The organism is Aquimarina sp. 433, assembly GCF_054054605.1.
Window position 1 is genome coordinate 398,259 of sequence record NZ_JBSWZK010000004.1, and the last position, 18,999, is coordinate 417,257.

Consider the following 18,999-nt stretch of genomic DNA (forward strand, 5'->3'; position numbering starts at 1 on the left):
TTTTCATAAAAAAAACCTTCAAAATTTATTTAAAAAAACTTTTATAGATTTAAAAAAGGTTGTTATATTTGCACCCGCATTCAGGGAATACCTGATGAGACTAAACACTGGAGAAATGGCAGAGTGGTCGAATGCGGCAGTCTTGAAAACTGTTGAGGGTCACACCTCCGGGGGTTCGAATCCCTCTTTCTCCGCAAGCAAAACGCTTTAACTTATTGTTGAAGCGTTTTTTGTTTTTAAAATATTTTAATTCTCCCGATTAATATCAATTATAATTCTAAAAGAAATATAGCGAAGCATATAAACTTATGAAAGAGCTAGGATTTAAGTTTTACTAAAGCAGCACACCATTGCATAAAAACAAGGTATTCGTTTGAAAATTACAGTCGTATGTACAAAGAAGGGTATCAAAAAAAGGAAAACAACATAATACCGAAAAATAAGTAAATCTAACACACGCGAAAACATCAACAACAAAAGTGGATTAAAAGCTATAAACTATCCAAGAGAAAATAATATGCTTAATATTCATTTAAAAACCAGAAACTGGTTTTCTTTCCAAAAGAAAAAGAGAATACACTAATTCATGCAGTTGATTACAACCGCTCCCACATTTTATCAGCATTTAATCTAAATGTTCCTAGATGATCAAAGCTACACTCTGTTGGAGCAATGATCGATAAAAAGGGTTCTTCATTGCTATTGCGATATAGATGATACGTTTCTCCCACGATAGGTTCAAAAGTAAACTTAGCATTATAAACTAAATTGTTATACTCAAATTGCTCCATCAATACATCATACTGCGCTTTTAGCTCATCGTATTTTGCCTTTACCTGCTTATTTACCCTGTGTACGTTTGTATTTTTCCAAGCAACCGTATCCGGAATGGTAATTGACGGTGCTCCTACATCCGTAGCATAAGGTTTTAAGGCAGCATCATACCTTTCTTCATCTTCATTATATACTACTTGGTCTGGTTTCTTATTGCTCATTAGTTCCTTTTTGAAATTTTGTTATGTGTAATTTGTTTCTGGCGAGAACATTTAAATCTACCTTCTTCAAAAGTACGTTTTTTTGAATGCTTTGTTTTTCTTCCTTGTACCCTTTTTCTCCACATTCTAAAGCTCGAAGGTTTCATTTCTCTTCGCATTAGATTAATTACTTCTTGCTCTTTTAATCCAAATTGCATAAGGATTGCATCAAATGGTGTCCTATCTTCCCAAGCCATTTCTATGATTCTGTCAATATCACGTATGGATAATTCTTTTTGCATCTACTGTTAAATTTTTCTGTTCGGTAATGTATGTTTTTTTAGGATTCGATATCCTTCTCTTTTCACCAATGCATCATCTCGCATTTTCCAGAGTGTATCGCTCGCTCTTTTCCTAGTACTATTCATTTCGACAATAGGATATGGGTAATCTTTTCCTAATTCGAAATCATGAAATTGCTGTTCTAGTGGTGGCATTTTATAAGGTTCATGTATATAAGCAATTGGCAAATTGCTCAACTCTGGAACCCATTTTTTTATAAAAACACCTTCTGGATCATGGTCAATACTATTTTTTATGGGATTGTAAATCCTAAGCGTATTAATTCCAGTTTCTCCAGCCTGCATCTGAAGCTGAGGAAAATGAATACCTGGTTCAAAATCTAAAAACATACTAGATAAGTGAGCACTCGCCTCTTGCCATGGTTGCCAAAGATTATGCGTAAAAAAAGACACTACCAACGCACGCATTCTAAAATTTATATACCCAGTTTCCTTTAAACATCTCATACAAGCATCTACAAGAGGATAACCTGTCCTTCCCTCCTTCCAGGCAGCTTTGTATTCTTCTGATATTTGTTTTTTTAATTTCCGATATCCTTTATTAATACTTTCGAACTCCATGATATCTTCCATCTCAAATTTTTGTACAAAATGAACTTGCCATTGTAATCTAGAAGTAAAGGCATCTATTTGTTTTTTACTATCAGATGTAGCTCGTTGTTGAATAGCATATTGCCATACCTGTCGGATAGATAAGTTTCCCCAAGCCAAATATGGAGATAACCTACTACAACCTTTACGAGCTAATTCTGGTTTCGAAATATGAAAGCTATAATTCTTATACCTTCCTTTAAAAAAAGAAACTAAGTATTGATATGCTTTATTGGTACCTCCTTGTTGAAAATTAGTATCTGGTACCGTATCTAGGTTCTCGATATGAAAAACTTTCTCTAATTCACCTATTTTTTCTAATGAAATAAAACTATCAGGTTTCGGATTAAATTCAAATTGAGGTTGATTCATATAATGCTCACAGTCCTCTCTCCAACTCTCTCTGTTTTTAAGACCTCTGTGAATACCATTATTGTTATTTTCCACCCATTGAATCAAGTTATTTTTGCAAAATCTTGAAAATGCTTTATCTCTTTCATATGTCTTTCTTATTCCAGTTTCTTTATGAGAAAACACCTGATCTATTTTCCAGAATTGTTGTAGTGTTCCGATTGTATGAATAACTTCAGAAGAAACACATAGCACTTTTGTATCATATACTTTTAGCTGAGTGTTTAGATCAACTATAGACTGTTTAATAAAGTTCCAATGACGTTGACTATAGTGCTTATCCTCTTTTAAAGAATTCTCAAAAACATACAACAACAACGTAGGCGAATCCGTCGCAATTGCGTTATAAACCGCCTCGTTATCTTGCAATCTAAGATCCCGTTTAAACCAAACAATATTTACATGCTCTTTATTAGTACTCATCAGGATTTTCTATTATATGATTAGCCCTGGTTTTTAATTTGTGTAATTTTTCTTTATCCATTTTATGCAAGAGATTCAACATCATGGACATACGCTGGTTATTTTTAAAATAGTCTTGCTTCTCATCTAAAAAATTCCAGTATAAAGCGTTAAAAGGACACGCATCATCCTCATGTTTCTTAGATACTTTATACTCGCATGATTTACAATAGTTACTCATTTTATTGATATAACTACCGCTGGATACATAGGGTTTGGTCGCAACCAAACCTCCATCTGCAAATTGACTCATTCCTCTAGTATTGGTAATCTCTACCCACTCGATAGCATCTATATAAATTCCAAGATACCATTGATCCACTTCATCTGGATCGATCATAGTCAATAAAGCATAGTTACCCGTAATCATTAATCGCTGAATATGATGTGCATACGAGTCATCTAAACTTTGCTGAATGGCAGAACGTAAACAATTCATTTTAGTATTCGCCGTCCAGTAAAAATCTGGTAACTTGTTTGTATTCTGAAGTTCGTTTAGGTTTTTGTAGGCTGGCATTTGACTCCAATACATTCCTCTCATATATTCTCGCCAACCTAAAATCTGCCTTACAAATCCTTCTACTTGCGAAATATCAATTTCATCTTGTCTATCTCTCCAATATTCAATAACAGTGGTGATTACTTCCTTAGGATGTAACATTTTGCTATTCATCGCAAAAGACAACCTACTGTGAAATAAATATTTTTCTTTTACATGCATTGCATCCTGATAGTCTCCGAAGTACATTAATAAGTTTTCACAGAAATAAGTAAGCAACGAAAGACATTCTTTTCGGGAAGTTGGCCAATTAAACTGTTTCGGGTCAATATTTCCAATAGTACTAACTTCACAATCATGAATTAGCTCGACAATCTTACTTACATCCTTTTTGAAATCTTTCTGACTGGGTATTTCCGGTTTTCCATTCCATTTTTTTCTATTACTATGATCAAAGTTCCACTTACCACCTTCTGGATCTTTTTTGGTAAGCATCATGATATCATATTTCTTGCGCATATCACGATAAAAGTATTCCATGATATACTGCTTTTTACCTTCAAAAAATTTAGCAAAATCAGTTCTGGAAGTCAAAAAGTGTTCCGTATCAAATACTTCAAACTCTATGGATAGTGTTTCACAAAACTCTTTTAACTGTACATCTAGTCGATACTCGTCAGGGAGTTGATATTCGAATTTAGTAATCTTATTTTCCTTTATTATCTGCTTTAAATTGCCAACTAAGTCTTGTTTATTTTTTTTATGATCGAGTTGATAATAAACAACCTGTTTCCCTTGCTCTTTTAGCCAAGAAGAAAAGTTTCGCATACTGCTAAAAAAACCAACAACTTTTTGAATATGATGCTTGGTATAATCGGTTTCTTGCCTCATTTCTGCCATAAAGTAGCAAACATCATCTTGCTCAACCTCTTTGTACCAAGAATGCTCGTAATTTAACTGGTCGCCAAGTAGTAATCGTAATATCATAGGTTAGAATAATGTAGGTTGAAGCCAAAGATTTTGAAATTTTTGTTGTGGATCGTAACGTTCGGATTGGAGTTGGATATTAAATTTTCGATCTCTGGGGTCATTACCTACTCCTGCCACATATTGCCAGTTTCCGTAGTTACTATGCACATCATAATCTATTAACGAAGATTCGAAATAAGAAGCTCCAATTCTCCAATCTAATTGTAATTCTTTTGCAAAATAAGAGGCTACGTTCTGCCTCCCTCGATTACTCATCCATCCTGTGTGTAAAAGTTCGATCATATTTGCATTTACAAAAGGCTCTTTAGTTTCACCCTGAATCCATTGCTCAATCTTCTCTTGATTTTGAGACCAAGAATATTCTTTATGGAGTATGCCGTTTCTCTTAAACAAATCATTACCATGTTTTAGGGACACATACTTGAAAAAATCTCTCCAAATCAATTCAAAAATTAGCCAATACGTGCTTTGATTCTTTTCGATCTCTTTCTCATAATCACGCACCCGATTATAAATAGTACGCGCGGAAATAGAACCATTAGCTAACCAAGCAGAAAGTTTAGAACTATAATCAGTTCCCAATAAACCGTTTCTAGTTTTCTTGTAATATGAAAGCTTATGGGTTTTCCAAAAATAGGATTGTATCCTTTTTAATACTGCGCTTTCTCCTCCAAGAAAAGGAAATGCCGTTCTTGAGTCAACCTCAAAAGTTTTGAATCCTAGATCCTCCAAAACGGGTATCTTGGTTTCATTTTCTATTAAATTATCTGGTTCTAATCCTGAAATATCAACTTCACTTGCAACCTGTACATATTTTTCACATTTCTTTCTAAAGACAGTGAATACTTTTGGGATTTCTTGAATATCAAAAGGAATATCCTGTGGATCAAATAAAAACTGATCGTAAGAAGTTACCCAATCTATATCTTGACTTTTCGTTGCATTCCTTACCGTTTTGTATGTATCTGTTTCTTCTGTTGTCCACTCTTCTTGGCTATAGATTGTATTTACCTCATAATCTTCAATTAAATTAGGAATTACATCCTCAGGTTTCTTCGTATAAACTAAAAGGGAAATATTTTTTTTGAGTAGATTTTCTCGTAAATCATTCACCGACTCAATAAGAAACTTCGCACGATACTTTCCAGATTTCTTGAATCCGAATTGACCCACCTTGAATAAGCGTGGATCAAAGCAAAAGACTCCAATTACACGATCATTTTCATTAGTAGCTTTATACAAGGAGGTGTTATCAAAAACTCTTAAATCATTTCTAAACCAAACCAAACCTGTTCGTTTCATGTATTCCTTTTGTTTTTAACCTTTAACTTTATTTCTATTATTTCTACAGCGCACACTGCAATACTGCACCTCTTCCCATACTTTTTCCCATTTCTTTCTCCATGTAAATGGCCTTTCACAGACCTTACAAATTTTTGTTGGGAGATGAGATTTTTTCATATAAATATTTTGTTTAATAAAATTACAAAATACTTAAACAAAAAAATAATCAGAATGCAACTTTAACAGGATATAAGGAAATGTTTGAAAAGACTAATTAAATTTATTTTGGAGATTGAAAGAGAGTACAAATGAATATGCATGTCCAAACAACTGTTCTGAGCCAGTTGTTTCTAATCAACTTAACTATTACCTCATCATTGCCTGTATTATCTGCAATTTGATTGTGCATTGGTACAAATTGAAAAAAAGTAGAAAACCACACTAATGTCACTAACAGTATATGAAAAATATTTAGCAAAGAATAAGGTCCTAGCAACCTAATAAAGCTAATCACAATTTGCCCCAACATTAGAGGCATAACGATCATACCAATTCTGAAGGCGTAAATCCTATGCCAATTAACAAGATTATTAATGTTGTAGTATTTAAAACTAGGATAAACTATTAACTGTACAATCCATATAAGAATTACTAACCCAAAATCTAACAACAACTGAATTTCGAGAAGATTCATTTAATTAAAATCTGGCATTTCGGATACTCTTACATAAGGAAACTCTTCTATTTTATTTAGGCTGTAATAGGAATTCAACCCAGAAATACCAACAGTATCCATACTACTTAAATCAAGGTCATCGCTATGTTGAAATGTCTCCTCTGGTAGTATTAGATGATCTATTTCTCCTATCATTAAAATAGTCCCATTAATAGCTATATCAATAGATTCCACAAACCGCAAACCAATTTTTAGATTACTTTCCTTTACGAAAGGAGCCTTAAAATCATTAATAAATTCTTCTGTTAAACCACATCTGTCAAATTCTGATTCTTTACTATCCAATTTTGCCGAAGTATAATGTGCTTTTTTTACAAAAGACTTATGCACATGATTAATCGTATAACAGTTATTCTGCAGAATATTATCATAGGTGTGTCTAGGAACATCACCTACAGGCCTCATAATAAAACCCATTAACGCAGGATCGCTCCCTAAATGCACTACTGAACTAAAAATAGCCACATTACTTACGCCATCATTATTTATAGTACCAATTAGATTTGCTGGTTTGATTCCGGATACAGCATTAATTATTTTTAAACGTTTTACGCGCTCCATTGTCTTAATTTGTTCCTTTGTATAATGCATATGGATAGTTATAAAACCGAATTTTAAACCTGATTAGTTATTTAAATAATTCTGAAGTTCTGCTATTTTCTCTGGACTATTAAATGCACCTCCATAATACGTTGTTACTGTTGCAGAGGTATCATCTTTTACACCTCTAGAAGAAACACAAAGGTGTTTTGCATCAATAATTACAGCGACGTCTTCAGTTTGTAAAACTTCTCTTAGCTCCATAGCTATTTGATTTGTAAGACGTTCCTGTACTTGTGGTCTTTTTGCATAATACTGAACAATTCTATTTAATTTTGATAAACCAATAACTTTTCCTGAAGAAATATATGCAACATGAGCCGTTCCTATAATAGGAACAAAATGATGTTCACAATTAGAATAAAAAGTAATATTCTTTTCTACGAGCATTTGCTCATATTTATATTTATTATCAAATAGCGCTACTTTTGGTTTGTTTTTAGGATCTAAACCTGAGAAAATTTCTTCTATATACATTTTAGCAACACGATCAGGAGTACCTCGCAAGGAGTCATCAGTAAGATCTAATCCCATTACCTCCATTATCTCCCGAAACAAATAAGAGATCTTTTCTTTCTTCTCTTCATCTGTAATATCAAAAGCATCTTCTTTCATTGGAGTTTCCATACCTGTACTGATATGATCATCTCCAATTTCATCAATGGAAAACCCATTTAAACCATGCCCATTTGTCTCTATCAATGTTTCTACTCCTATTTTCATCTAAATTTTATAGTGTTTGTTGAAAATATAAAAGTATATATACTCATCTATTTTCAAATTAAAATTTCTTTTTCATTCAAATTTACAAAACTGTTTAACTTTTACAGCTATTTATTAAACAATAATTAACATATATTTTTATAACCTTCAAAAATTAAGAAAATCTTGTGATTCGTTTTATCTTATCCTATTCAATTTTCGTGCCTTTAATTTGTGCAGTTAAGAGTTTGTTGTATTTTTGAGCTCTGTTTTTGAATAAATTAGTATGTATTAATTTATTTTCAGAGCCCCAGATATATTTAAAACTTCCCACCTAACTTTGGTAATAATTTGTATTATTTTTGCCACTTTTGAACGCATGTATCTTTTAACCAAAAACTCTTTTAATGAAGTCTTTTAGATTTTTCTTTTTACTTTTATTTCTACTCTGCATTTCTTCCAGTTATTCTCAAGTAAGAAATGAATACCAAATTTCTTTTGATAATGCTGTACATCATGAAGCTGAGATCAGTGCTAAATTTACTAATTTAGAAAGTGGTACCATTTCGTTAAGAATGAGTAGAACATCGCCGGGAAGATACGCGCTTCATGAATTTGCTAAAAATGTTTATAATGTCAAAATAACCGACAGCAAGGGCAAAGATGTTACTGTGACGAGACCCAATCCTTACCAATGGGATGTTTCTGGACATGATGGAACTATCAACCTGTCGTATACCTTATTTGCCGATCGTGCTGATGGCACCTACTCGCAGATAAATGAAACACATGCTCATCTTAATATGCCTGCTACTTTCATGTACATTCCTACCTTAAAAGAGAGGCCAGTACAGGTAACTTATTTAGTTAGAGAAGATCTAAACTGGAAAGTTGCTACTCAACTAATTCCGTTAGGAGGAAACAAATTCTTAGCTCCTAACTTACAGTACTTTATGGATAGTCCTGCGGGAATTAGTAATCATACAGTCAAAGAATTTAAAGTTCCAGCAGCTGGTACTGAGTACACCATAAAATTAGCACTCCTACATCCAGGTACAGAAGAAGAAGCTGATCAATATTTTGAACAAATAAAGAAAATCGTAGAGCAGACTAAAGCTATTTATGGAGATTATCCGAATTTTGACTACGGAGAATATACTTTTATTGCCAGCTACATGCCTACCGTTTCGGGTGACGGAATGGAACATCGTAACTCTACAATCTTAACCAGTACTAGAAGCCTGGCAGACGGAGGAATGGAAAAAAACATTGGCACTGTAGCTCATGAATTTTTTCATGCTTGGAATGTAGAACGTATTCGCCCAATTTCTCTAGAGCCTTTTGATTTTGAAAACGTAAACATGTCTGGTGAGCTTTGGTTTGCAGAAGGATTTACAAGTTATTATACCAATTTAATACTATGTAGAGCAGGTATTATTACTCCTGATCAGTATATCGAAAGCTTGAGCAAGACCTATAATTATGTATGGAATTCTCCTGCACTTCAATACTTTAACCCTATAGAAATGAGTTATCAGGCTCCTTTTGTAGATGCAGCTACTTCTATGGATCCAACCAATAGAGAAAACACATTTGTATCCTATTATTCTTATGGAAGCATGTTAGGATTAGCTTTAGATCTTTCTCTTAGAGATAAAGATGATCTTAATTTAGATGATTACCTAAAACTTGTTTGGACAAAATATGGAAAGACAGAAATTCCATATACTATCGAAAATTTATTTTTTACTTTAAGAGAATATGCAGGAGAATCTTTTGCTGATGATTTCTTTGAAAAATATATTTTCGACAGTCAGATTCCGGATTTTAAAAAACTATTAGGTTCTGTAGCGATATACCCTAAAACCAATGCTAAGAAAGCCTATTTAGGGGTAGATGTTACTTTTGATGACAATGATAATGCCGTAGTTTCTAAATATGTAAAAAAAGGAACACCAGCATATACTGCAGGTATCGCTAAAGGAGATGTGATCGTTGCTATAGACAACAAATCATTCTCTGACCTTGGTACTTTTAACGATGTTATTAGTAAATACAAACCAGGAAAAAAGGCAACAGTTATATACAGAAGACTTGGAGAAGAGAAAAAAGCTTTGATAAGATTTGGTGTTGATCCTGAGGTGGTGATCACTCAATTTTCGAAACCAAGTAAAAAAGCCTTATTAAAACGAGAAAACTGGTTGAAAGCAAAATAATTTTCTTTTAACATATAAAACTAAAAAAGTCGACATTCTATTTGTCGACTTTTTTAGTTTCTTACTAATCCGTAGATCTTATCTTCGTGAAGCTCTGCAACGATCCAAATCAGTTCTAGCTCTATCTAACTGCTCCCTGGTTTTTTCTAAAGCTTCTTTATATTCTTCAAACTCCTGAAACTCTTTTTTCTGTTTCGCAAGCTCAGCTTTTAACTCTTTAATTTGCCTGTAAGAAGTTACTATATTTACATACATTTTATATCTATATGTTGTATCTTTTTGATCTATAGCCTCGTTCAGGTCTCCTATTTCAGATTCTAGATTTCTATTTATATAATATAAATTATCTTCTTTACCTGGACGATCTAACGAATCGATTAATTTCTCTATTTTAAACATTCCTTTAGAAAAATCTTTTTGAAATTTCGCATCTTTTTCAACAATCGCAGTGCGTTCTCTTAGCACTTCGTTTTCTTTAAGAGGTACTCTATCAAAATCAAAGAAGAAGGCAGTAACAATTAAAGCAACCGTAAATAAAAATAATAATGCAAATTTTAAAACGCTGTTTCTTCTTTCTTTACTGTTTTTTGGTTTCATTTTCTTAAAATATTATTTAAATACACATTAATCTAATAAAAAGCTTCTTCTACTTTTTACATCTGGTTTTGCTATTACTTCTTCTTTCACAAATATATTAGAATCCGATTTCTTACCAATATAATCAAGCTCATTTAATTTTTTAAACAGCGAAAGCATCAATTTCGTAAAACTAGAAACATTATGCAACGCTTTATTAATATCGGTATGCTGATAATCTAAATCCATCATTTCAATCAACACATTTTCGAATGCCCCTTGATTTAGATCACACCAATCAGAAAGATAATTTAAAAGTTCTTCTTTACCAGTTCCCGCATATACATCCATACTATTTTTAATAACTCTTGCTAGAGACATTAATTTAGTAATCATCGTTACTGGTGGTAAATGACGATCATATAAACGGAACTCTGGCAACATTCCTCCCAAATATTGCAATGAGTTTTGAGTTAATGTTAGCACCATCGTAGCCAGTTCATTCGATTGCTTTTTTTGATAGATCTTTTGAATAATATTCATAGAATATTTCTCTATAGCGTTAAAGAAAGTATGTATCTCTGTATAAATATATCTAAGATCCTGGTGGCTCTGAATAGAAACACATGGCGGAATAAAATCTTCTGCTAAGGAGGCTACCCCATCATTAAACTCTATCTTACCTATTGTAATATGATGTTTACCAAACTCTTGTTCATTTGCTTCAGCTAAATTAATAACATGTAAACTATATTCTGGCAAAACATAAGGATGTCGTGGTGGTTCTTCTTCCGGATTAGCATCACCTACAGGTACTCTACCGTAGGGATCAACACTAAGAACAATATAACATTCTTCATCTGTACTATTAATTTTATATTCAGTACTTATAATACTACCTATTTGTTCTAAAGCGGACGATATCTCAGGTGTTATATTAATAATAAAACCACCTTTAGTCACAGCAACACATCTATTAAGTTGCACTTTAATCGTATCCTGACCATCCATTGAAAAAACCATATCAACGGCTTCATCTCCTGCTAAATCTGGTAATAAACCATAATTAATTGCATTAATATCTTTCGCTCCAATAAGTTGCGAAAAATTAGTAAATGCATTATCTGCTTCAATAAAATGGTTTTTATTAATCTTCATACCGTCAATCCAGTTGACCCTATGATGATTTTTATTTGATAATTCCATCTTTGATATTTCTTAGTTATTAGAAAATACTATTCTTTCTGTAATCGATTACTATATTTTTAATACAGTTATTTTCCTCATGGGTTAACTTCAAATCCTTAATAGTAATACTTTTTCCTTTGATCTTTTCACAAAATTCTATAAACGTAGTTCTCTTTTTACGCACAATTATTGGTAAATCTAAATTACCACATAAATAGTCCTTGAAATCATTAGCCGTTAATTTTTTAGTAGAAACCAGAATCACTTTAGCTTTAAATGATTTTTCATTTATAAAAGGTGCTTTAAATTCATCGACTGGATCATCTGCTATAGGATCCTGTCCTATTGGATCATCAGGGATTGTTGATATATCTCGGACAACAATATCATCATTTCTAACCGTTTCTTTCTTCTTAGGTAAAACCTCAATTGTTTTTGTGGTAGCATATTTTAATTCTCCGTTTACAATCAAAGTAATGGTCTTTTTACCAGATGTACTATAGGTATACTCTGGATTTTGCTCTTTAGAAGTTGCTCCCAACGCATCCTCAAAATTCCACTCCCAAGTAGTAGCATTAAGGGTATTATCCTGTACCTTTAATTTCTCTCCAACACGAATTCTAGGAGTAAGAATTTCAAACTTAGCTTTCTTAGATGGATCTAAAATTTCTTTTTTCTCCAATACAGAAATGGTTTTAACTTTAGGGCACTTTCCATTAACAATTAATGAAACCGTATAATCTCCAGGATTTTTATATGTATGATATGGCTTTCTTCTGGTATCTACCGTTGTACTATCCCCAAAATCCCATTTCCATTCTAATGCTCCAATTGTCATGTCCTCAAACTGAATAGGATCCCCTACTCTAACCTCGCCATCCTTAAAAGAAAAATCTATTATTTCACAAGGCGTATAGTTTACATACTTAAAAGCAAAAACAGTAGCTGTAACCAATATTGTTATTACAAAGAACAATATTACGCTTTTATCTAAATGATAATTTTTTGTGTTATTCGATGTCTTCATTAGTATCTATTTTCTTATCTAATTAACTTATTACTGTTATTTTATATGGAAAAACATTCAAAGATTGTTGTTCCAAAATTGACAAAATATTACTTTTTAGAGAATTCCACTCTACATCAGAAGTGATTTCTTCTTTATTTTCTATTAACTGCACCTCTATACAGGGAATAAGACCTTTAGAAACATGAATATCGGTTTTAAAACCCTTACCTACTTTTACTTCCTGAACTTTGGTACTGCATAACTCATAACACAATGCCTTAACATCTTCTCTTGTTACAATTCTATTTCTTGATAACAAAGCTCTTCGGTAAGCATTCAAACGCTCTTCCATTCCTAAGTTGTTTTTCCCTTGGAATGTAGATGTTAAAAACATACTCCCTTTTTGTTTTAGATCACTCCCTTGATAAATACTTAAACTATTACCAGACTTTATCTGGTTAGCATCTTCTCCATTTGTAACCCAGTACTCCACTAACAAAGTATCTTTTTTCTTGTAAGGCTTAACCGAAATATAATTAGTCTCTTCTGAAGACTTTTTCATATCCGATACCTTTTTTTCTAAAAGCGAAATATTCTGATTAAGTTCATTAATATTAGACTGTAAGAAATCATTTCCAAAAAACGAAAATGATGCACTCTCATCTTTCAACAACTCAATCAAATGAATCAAATACTCTCTTGCTTTTCTATAATCCAATTTACTTACATTATCTCTACGAATTACGTATGTTCCTTTATCATCCGCAGCCGAATCATTTTCTCTTAACCTATATTCTTTTCCTGAGGTATTGGAAATACCCTTAATATCTAAAAACAGATCTTGTGTACTAATAGGAACTATGTCTATATAATCTTTCAATTGATAGGAAATACTTTCCCATTTTCGATTCAATGCAGGAAACGCATTGAAAGTACAATATACACTCTCTAAGATAGCATCATTAATAATTCTTGGAAACTCTATTTTTATCCAACTATAATCCACTAAATCTTCATGAGTTTGCTGATCTATAAATTTAGAGAATTCTTCTGGTAAATTCCCCTTCGACCCTATAGAAATACCAGATTTAATGGAAACAAAGTGTTTTTTGTATAATTTACTTATTTTTTCTTCTATATTTCTAGTCTTATTAGGCTTATAATCAAATATTGATTCCAAATTCGTTCTGCGGAAAATATCACTATTAAAATAACCCGGAATAGATGCAAACTCTTTCTCTTCAAAGAAAAACTTCGCATTTTTTAGGTGATGGTAAAACAATTCATTTTCCTGTACATCTAACAATTCAAAATAAAATGACACATCTTTTAATGATATGTTATCCTGATCTGTTTTTATACCTAAAAATAAAGTAGATGGCGACAACCCTTTTGTATCTTTCAAAGACAAGGGACTAGCGGTTTTCCTCTTACCTTCTAATTCAAAGATCTTATCTCCACAAATCATTCGATCAATAGTAGCATCGACCAATTGATTTTTTTGAATTGGTGAAAAATATATGTTTTTTAATTCTGTACTAGCGTTTTTTGTTTTTATTTTCTTTTTAAAGTACAACAGATGTTCTGGTGTAATTGTTGTTCTTTTCTCTATAGGTTCCGCATATACAATTCCATGCGCCGGTCTAGACCCATACAATGTTTCTGGGGTCATTAACTGAATCAAACGCTCTGTGATACGGGTTTGAGAATTATCTATTTCACTAGAAATTTTTTCAATTTCTGAGGCACATGCACCTATCAAAAGAGACACAACGGGATCAAAAGAACTTTCGATTTCGTTTGGAGAAACTCCCCAAAGCGAAGCCGCTTTTTTGATCATTCTATTTTTTATCTGAACTTTATTTTCCGTACTCATAAACTCTTTTAAAACGATAATGGAGCTATATAAAATCTTTCTAAGCAAGCAAATTCTTCATTTGTTCTACTTATAACACCGTTAACTCTTATATCTACTCTCTTCTTAATTCTGTTTAAACTTCCCCTATTCTTAAATTCTTCTTGCTGGATATTAACATCAACAGTAACTCTCCTAAGTCTTCGTTCCTGAGAAGCAATACTTTCTACCAATGATTCAGAAATCGTGTTTCTTAATTTATTGGTACTCGTAAGATTGTCAAAATCCACATTCCAGATGGAACACCCAAAGGTTTCATCAAAGGTACACTCACCAAAATACGAAGTTGTGATAAGATGAATAAAACCAACTATAGATTGTTTCAAATCACAACTATCGATATCTTTATTTTTAACAATTCCAAAAGTATCTAAAGGCAGCTTATAATAAGAAGAATTCATGAATAGTAATTTGTGTGTTTAATGTACCCTAAAACCAATTGCAATTTACTAAAGATTTTATTTACTAGGGCTTGTTAATACAATAAACTAAATAAAAATACAAGAATCCCTATTTTTATGATTTTATTTTATTGTTATCCCTGTATATAGGGTAGAAAATAACCATAAGTTTTTTTATATTTGTCTAAATTTTCATTGACGCATGAATACACTTTATAAAACGTTTTTCTTATTTGTAATCATTATTGGGGCAATAAGTTGTGGAGGTTCCAAGAAAGCAGAACAAGAAGCACTTGCGCAAGCCAGAAGAGACTCTATTGCTTTAGCTAAACAAAACGCCATATTACCTATTCAGAAAAAATATGGTGCTATTTTAGGAATTGCGCCTAAAGAAGTTGATAATATCGCTCTATTTGAATTTATAGATGAATGGATGAACACGCCTTATTTACTAGGAGGAAATACTAAGAAAGGTATAGATTGTTCTTATTTTACACAGTATATATATCACGATGTTTATGGCAATTTAATTGAACGTACTGCAGATAAACAATTTAAAGCTGATGACACCAATAAGTTTAAAGGACTTCATAACTTAAAGCAGGGAGATTTGATCTTTTTTAATAATAAAGGATCAGAATTTCGAGAAATTACACACGTTGGTTTTTACCTCGGAAATGATAGATTTGTGCATTCTACATCTCGTAGAGGTAACTCAGGAGGAAACGGTGTGCAAATAAGTATTTTATCTGAACAACCTTGGAAAAGAATGTTTGTAGCTGCAGGAAAGAAACCTAAATATACTAACAACAAAACCGCACAAAACAAATAATTCCATTCATTTACACCAACTAAACGAATGAACAACGAAGAGGTACAGGTTGTCTACGAAGAACTGATTTCAACTTATCAAAATCTAAAAGCAGAAATTTTTGTTACTGAAATTTTAGAGAAGTCTAGTTTAGATCTTACAGACATTGATATATTTAACAACAGTACCTTTTCTAGGTCTTACAGACGGGATGTTATTGACATAAAACTAGACACCTATTCACGGGATAAAGATAAATTACAATTGCATTTATCCAGAAATGGTCTGTATGACACACTTCCGGAAGGTTTTTTTCACGAACCAGTAAAAGCAAAAAGTGATATTTCCTTTACGGAGCTGCATCAAAAGCAAAAAAAACAAGAAAAAGATGCTCGGTCGTTTTTTTCACCTTTAGAAAATGAGTTTTTTACACAACGTGTAAATATTGAAAAAAATGAACGACAGCTGATAAATGAATTTGCAAATTTAAAAACGGATTTTCTCTTAAAATTTTGGAATTTAGATCCAGAAATTCCTTCTGATTATAGCATAAAGTTGTTACAACTTCTTCCTTACGTACACAAAATCTCAGGTGAAATTGAACTAACAGCTTTAAGTTTAGAAAAGATAATCGAAGAAAAAGTAAGTATTACAAGAAAATATCACACATTAGAAGATGCTGAAGATGAAGACAATGATAGCAAAAACCAATTAGGTGTAGATTTAGTTTTAGAACTAAATGAAACGGTCATTTCTTACCCTTTTTGGGAAATTAATATAGGTCCGGTGGACCAAAAAAATATCGATAAGTATATAATTGGGGGAGCTACTAAGAAATTTATTAGTATCTTTTGTGACTATTTTATCCCTATGGAGATAGACACAACAATTAACGTAACATATTCGAATAAAGAAGAGACATTTGTATTAAATGAGACTAACAGTCCCAGAATGGGTCTAACCACTATGATATGAATTTAACATTACAAGCTGCAGCAGTAAATGCTGATTTTTTTAAGGTAGGAATCTTGTTATTAGCAGTTAGTGCTATATTAATGGGAGTAGTTGCTGGGTTAAAAAAACTTTTTGTTAAAAATAAAAAGAAATTCTTGCTATACATGCTAGTTGTTTTACTTGTATTTGCAGGCACAGCTTTATTAAGCAACGAAAAAGTACTTAATAATATTCCTTTGAATAGCTTTATAGGTTTTCAAATCATTTTCTTATGCCTAGGAACGCTACATGTACTAGCAATGAGGAGATTTTTCCCTAATTTATTAGATGATAATCTTACTAAATTTTGGCCCGAATTTCTGTACACAGTAGTAACAGTGTTTATTGGTTTAATCACTTTCCTATTTGTGGTAGAAATATACAAGCCTGATTACAAATATATATTTGCGGCATCTTCTCTTTGCTTTATTATACCTATAATGATAGTAAAGCTATATGAATTTGCAATTTCAATACCAGTTCCAATCTATAAAAAGTGGTTCTACCCTATCGATAAGAAAATGAAGGATCCTAAAGATGATGAATTAATCAACCCATTGGTAATTTCATTTGAATTTAACAAAGGAGAAACTACAGACGAGTTAAGTAATTTTAGACTAAAAGCACCAGAGAAAATGGAATTTGGTAAGCTTTTTTACTTCTTTATTAATGATTACAACGATAGACATCCAGAAGGTGAAATTGAGTTCTTAGATGATAAAAACAATCCTTACGGATGGATTTTTTACACCAAACCTAATTGGATGGGAATGCAATCTCATATTGACTTTACTAGAACTATTGAAGGGAATGGAATTAAGGAAAATGACGTTATTATTTGCAAAAGAGCATAAAAAATATCTGTTAAAATTTTGTTAAAAAAAGATCTCAATTTTCTCGTTGAGATCTTTTTTTTGGTAGATGAATTTCACGACAAAGTGCAAATTCCCCGAAAACAGTGTAGTCCTTTTCCTTCCAAAACAACTATTTTTAAAGCACTTAACAAAAGCATAATATACAGATTACCACATATTTTGCTATCTTTACATCGTACAAGTTACATTTATTATATTCAATTATTATTATTATTTATTAATTAAAATTTATTTATTATGTCTTTTAAAGCAAAATTAAAAGTTGGTGGAAAAGAGTATAACATTTTATCCTGCAACTATGGTTTACACCAAGAAACTGATGCAACTGGTCGTCCTTCATCCATTACTAGAGGAGGAATGATAAAAATGGAAGTAGAATCTACTGCAGATACAGGTTTATCTGATTGGATGTTCAATAATTTTGAAATGAGAAATGGTTCTATTGTATTTCTTAAAAGAGATAACGAAGCTACTCTTAAAGAGCTAACTTTTGAAAATGCTTATGCAGTTAAGTATTTTGAAAATTTTGATGCTACTGGAAAGAATCCTATGACTGAGACTTTGACTATTTCTGCACAAAAAATCGGTATTGGTAATGGTGAACACGAAAACGACTGGGTATAACTTCCCCGTTTGATATAACATTAGGTAAAGGGAGTGTTTTTCACTCCCTTTCTCATCTTACATAATCATTTCTTCTTTTTACAAATGTGTAAACAATATGGAATTGATATGTAGTTATTCATTTTAAAATTATCACTTATGTCATTTTTAGCAAAACTAGATCTTGATGGGGAAGAGATAAATATCTTGGATTGCTCATTCTCCTTTAGACAAGATACCGATTATACAGGAAGACCTTGTGCAAAACCACAAGGCGGACAAGTAAGCTTATTAATAGAATCCACCGCAAGTGCTGATTTTTTAGATTGGACGATCTCTCCTACAATTACTAAAAATTGTAAAATCACTTTTTTTAGAAGAGATAATATGTCTAGTCTTAAAAATGTAGAAGTTAAAGATGCATACTGTATTGAATATACTGAACATTTTAATGCAGAAAGCGCAAAACCTTTACAGATACATTTAGTACTTTCAGCAAAGGAGATCACAATTAAAGGTACTACATTTACCAATAATTGGCCTTCGAAAACTTAAAACTGAATTTTCTGAGTTTCATAATATCAATTATGCATAGTTTCTATATCCATATAGGGACTATCCTAATTGGTAGATGATTTTTGGTCTTTTATTTCTTTTTTTAAGTAGTAAAAGGAGTATAATTCGCGGATAAACTTACCTGATTTAAAAACGAGAGTACTTTAATGATTCTTGATAAGAGTATGTATCAATTATAAATTCGGTAACTTTATTACAATTAAATACTATTAATGATATTGATAG

The 18,999-nt window shown here is 31.9% G+C and carries 19 protein-coding genes and 1 tRNA gene; 7 read left to right on the forward strand and 13 right to left on the reverse strand.

The window, feature by feature from the left end; translation table 11 throughout:
• The first annotated feature begins 109 nt into the window (after nucleotides 1-109).
• Nucleotides 110-194 (forward strand) — tRNA-Ser (locus ACWNT5_RS11115).
• A gap of 402 nt (nucleotides 195-596) precedes the next feature.
• Here ACWNT5_RS11115 and ACWNT5_RS11120 read toward each other — a convergent pair.
• The 8 genes from ACWNT5_RS11120 to folE form a co-directional block, all read right to left on the reverse strand.
• A complete protein-coding gene (locus ACWNT5_RS11120; protein ID WP_299600256.1) occupies nucleotides 597-995 on the reverse strand; it encodes a DUF2452 domain-containing protein in 399 nt (132 codons plus the stop codon).
• Nucleotides 995-1,276, reverse strand: coding sequence for a TIGR03643 family protein (locus ACWNT5_RS11125; RefSeq protein ID WP_299600253.1), 282 nt, complete (start codon nucleotides 1,274-1,276; stop codon nucleotides 995-997). The genes ACWNT5_RS11120 and ACWNT5_RS11125 overlap by 1 nt, the downstream gene beginning before the upstream one ends.
• A gap of 6 nt (nucleotides 1,277-1,282) precedes the next feature.
• Nucleotides 1,283-2,761, reverse strand: a complete 1,479-nt coding sequence (locus ACWNT5_RS11130; RefSeq protein WP_299600251.1) for a cryptochrome/deoxyribodipyrimidine photo-lyase family protein — start codon at nucleotides 2,759-2,761, stop codon at nucleotides 1,283-1,285.
• Nucleotides 2,751-4,286, reverse strand: coding sequence for a cryptochrome/photolyase family protein (locus tag ACWNT5_RS11135; RefSeq protein ID WP_456517363.1), 1,536 nt, complete (start codon nucleotides 4,284-4,286; stop codon nucleotides 2,751-2,753). The genes ACWNT5_RS11130 and ACWNT5_RS11135 overlap by 11 nt, the downstream gene beginning before the upstream one ends.
• A gap of 3 nt (nucleotides 4,287-4,289) precedes the next feature.
• A complete protein-coding gene (locus ACWNT5_RS11140; protein WP_456517364.1) occupies nucleotides 4,290-5,591 on the reverse strand; it encodes a DASH family cryptochrome in 1,302 nt (433 codons plus the stop codon).
• Between the two features lie 15 nt (nucleotides 5,592-5,606).
• Entirely contained in the window at nucleotides 5,607-5,750 is a 144-nt protein-coding gene (locus tag ACWNT5_RS11145; protein ID WP_299600242.1) for a DUF2256 domain-containing protein, read from the reverse strand.
• Between the two features lie 517 nt (nucleotides 5,751-6,267).
• Nucleotides 6,268-6,900, reverse strand: coding sequence for a flavin reductase family protein (locus ACWNT5_RS11150; protein WP_299600240.1), 633 nt, complete (start codon nucleotides 6,898-6,900; stop codon nucleotides 6,268-6,270).
• A gap of 33 nt (nucleotides 6,901-6,933) precedes the next feature.
• Nucleotides 6,934-7,632: a GTP cyclohydrolase I FolE gene (gene folE / locus ACWNT5_RS11155; RefSeq protein ID WP_299600238.1), complete on the reverse strand. Its 699-nt coding sequence runs from the start codon at nucleotides 7,630-7,632 to the stop codon at nucleotides 6,934-6,936.
• Between the two features lie 386 nt (nucleotides 7,633-8,018).
• On the opposite strand from folE, the gene ACWNT5_RS11160 reads away from it, so the two are divergent.
• Nucleotides 8,019-9,827: a M61 family metallopeptidase gene (locus ACWNT5_RS11160; protein WP_299600236.1), complete on the forward strand. Its 1,809-nt coding sequence runs from the start codon at nucleotides 8,019-8,021 to the stop codon at nucleotides 9,825-9,827.
• A 78-nt stretch (nucleotides 9,828-9,905) separates the two neighbouring features.
• Here the strand turns inward: ACWNT5_RS11160 and tssO are convergent, their stop codons facing one another.
• The 5 genes from tssO to ACWNT5_RS11185 are packed head-to-tail and all read right to left on the reverse strand — an operon-like array spanning nucleotide 9,906 to nucleotide 14,916.
• Nucleotides 9,906-10,424 (reverse strand): type VI secretion system TssO, encoded by a 519-nt coding sequence (gene tssO, locus ACWNT5_RS11165; protein WP_299600234.1) that lies wholly within the window; start codon nucleotides 10,422-10,424, stop codon nucleotides 9,906-9,908.
• Nucleotides 10,425-10,451: 27 nt separating this feature from the next.
• Nucleotides 10,452-11,609 carry a hypothetical protein gene (locus tag ACWNT5_RS11170; protein WP_299902938.1) on the reverse strand — a complete coding sequence of 386 codons (1,158 nt, stop codon included), beginning with the start codon at nucleotides 11,607-11,609 and terminating at the stop codon, nucleotides 10,452-10,454.
• A 19-nt stretch (nucleotides 11,610-11,628) separates the two neighbouring features.
• The gene (locus tag ACWNT5_RS11175) at nucleotides 11,629-12,618 is read right to left on the reverse strand and encodes a PKD domain-containing protein (RefSeq protein ID WP_299902936.1); all 990 of its coding nucleotides are present in this window, start codon (nucleotides 12,616-12,618) and stop codon (nucleotides 11,629-11,631) included.
• A 22-nt stretch (nucleotides 12,619-12,640) separates the two neighbouring features.
• Complete coding sequence (locus tag ACWNT5_RS11180; protein WP_299600227.1) at nucleotides 12,641-14,476, reverse strand: type VI secretion system baseplate subunit TssF; 1,836 nt, start codon at nucleotides 14,474-14,476, stop codon at nucleotides 12,641-12,643.
• Nucleotides 14,477-14,484: 8 nt separating this feature from the next.
• Entirely contained in the window at nucleotides 14,485-14,916 is a 432-nt protein-coding gene (locus ACWNT5_RS11185; protein WP_299600225.1) for a GPW/gp25 family protein, read from the reverse strand.
• Between the two features lie 202 nt (nucleotides 14,917-15,118).
• Between ACWNT5_RS11185 and ACWNT5_RS11190 the strand changes: the two genes are divergently transcribed.
• From ACWNT5_RS11190 to tssD (ACWNT5_RS11210), 5 genes are all read left to right on the forward strand, one after another.
• A complete protein-coding gene (locus ACWNT5_RS11190; RefSeq protein WP_299600223.1) occupies nucleotides 15,119-15,748 on the forward strand; it encodes a C40 family peptidase in 630 nt (209 codons plus the stop codon).
• A gap of 27 nt (nucleotides 15,749-15,775) precedes the next feature.
• Entirely contained in the window at nucleotides 15,776-16,702 is a 927-nt protein-coding gene (locus ACWNT5_RS11195; protein WP_299600221.1) for a hypothetical protein, read from the forward strand.
• On the forward strand, nucleotides 16,699-17,574 hold the full coding sequence (locus tag ACWNT5_RS11200) for a TssN family type VI secretion system protein (RefSeq protein WP_299600218.1): 876 nt from the start codon (nucleotides 16,699-16,701) through the stop codon (nucleotides 17,572-17,574). Before ACWNT5_RS11195 ends, ACWNT5_RS11200 begins: the two co-directional genes overlap by 4 nt.
• Before the next feature lie 258 nt (nucleotides 17,575-17,832).
• Nucleotides 17,833-18,219, forward strand: coding sequence for a type VI secretion system tube protein TssD (gene tssD / locus ACWNT5_RS11205; RefSeq protein WP_299600215.1), 387 nt, complete (start codon nucleotides 17,833-17,835; stop codon nucleotides 18,217-18,219).
• 138 nt (nucleotides 18,220-18,357) lie between these two features.
• Entirely contained in the window at nucleotides 18,358-18,753 is a 396-nt protein-coding gene (tssD, locus tag ACWNT5_RS11210) for a type VI secretion system tube protein TssD (protein WP_299600212.1), read from the forward strand.
• Nucleotides 18,754-18,999: the final 246 nt, after the last annotated feature.